The organism is Candidatus Izemoplasma sp. (genome assembly GCF_982632705.1).
In genome coordinates this window covers 1-972 of record NZ_CEXEES010000118.1, presented here as the reverse complement: position 1 = coordinate 972, position 972 = coordinate 1, and the positions used below count along the sequence as shown (strand labels likewise).

Sequence of the window (972 nt, the reverse complement as noted above, 5' to 3'; positions counted from 1 at the left end):
GTTCATGTCAGCCATAAACGCCTCTCTTTCTTCCACTGACATAAGCTCCATATTAGCCTTATTTTCATCTCTAAAATTCAACCTATCAGTAGCAGACATTGTTTGAAATTGGCTGCGTGCTTCGTGAGTATGTTCGACACCATCAGCGATGTGCGCTTGCGCAGCTTGCGCACCTAACACCAACACTGCTATCGCTAATACCTTGTTTGTTGTTTTCATATCAATACTCCTAATAATTAATCGTTACAATTGTGTTTTTTGTTATGGCCGTTTTGATGCTTAACACCTAAGCGTTCAAAAAATTCGTGTCTTTCTTGCTCATCAAAACCCATGTAGTCAAAAAATGCATGTTTTTCAATATCTGACATGTTGTTCATGTTGCTACGCATCATATTAATAAACCCTGAACGCTCCATTGTTGACATCGAATTAACCACGTTACGTGCATCAGCTTTTCTATGTATGTTGTTTTGCTCGATGCTGTTAAATCCTTGACTTGAGCGCATTTTTTGCATAAACGCTTGTTTTTCTGGTGCACTCATCTTGTCCATATTGTCATGCATCATTTGTTTAAAATCTGCTTGTTGTGCAGCAGACATTGCGTGTACTTGATTGTATAAGTCACCATGTTGGTGTTCATGGTTAGATAGGTGTGCTTGTGCTGCATAAGAACCTAAAAGTAATGTTGATACTGCTAAAATTTTATGAATTTTTTTCATGTTGTTACTCCGTTATTATTAAATTATTTTTCAAAACTGACGCCAGTATAAGACTTCAACGTAACCAGAACATTTCCCGCATAAATCAATTGGAAACGCTTTGTTACCAATTGTAACCAGCGCCATATTGCCCAATGCTGACGTATAATTAAATGATGAGTGATAATAAAAACATTTTGATTGTTGACGATGATCCGGGAATCTGCCGAATGTTGATGCGCTATTTAAACGAACAAGGGTTTGATAGTGAGAG

At 37.3% G+C, this 972-nt stretch carries 3 protein-coding genes; all 3 read right to left on the bottom strand.

Going from position 1 to position 972, the window contains the following annotated elements:
- Positions 1-219 (bottom strand): hypothetical protein (locus AC2LE6_RS09025; RefSeq protein ID WP_484478929.1); only part of this gene is annotated, 219 nt, incomplete at its 3' end.
- 17 nt (positions 220-236) lie between these two features.
- Positions 237-719 (bottom strand): hypothetical protein, encoded by a 483-nt coding sequence (locus tag AC2LE6_RS09020; protein ID WP_484478928.1) that lies wholly within the window; start codon positions 717-719, stop codon positions 237-239.
- Positions 720-749: 30 nt separating this feature from the next.
- On the bottom strand, positions 750-972 hold a 223-nt coding region (locus AC2LE6_RS09015), incomplete at its 5' end, for a hypothetical protein (RefSeq protein WP_484478927.1).

Coding starts and splice junctions, on each gene's coding strand:
- AC2LE6_RS09020 (WP_484478928.1), bottom strand. CDS start 719: ATGAAAAAAATTCATAAAATTTTAGCAGTATCAACATTACTTTTAGGT.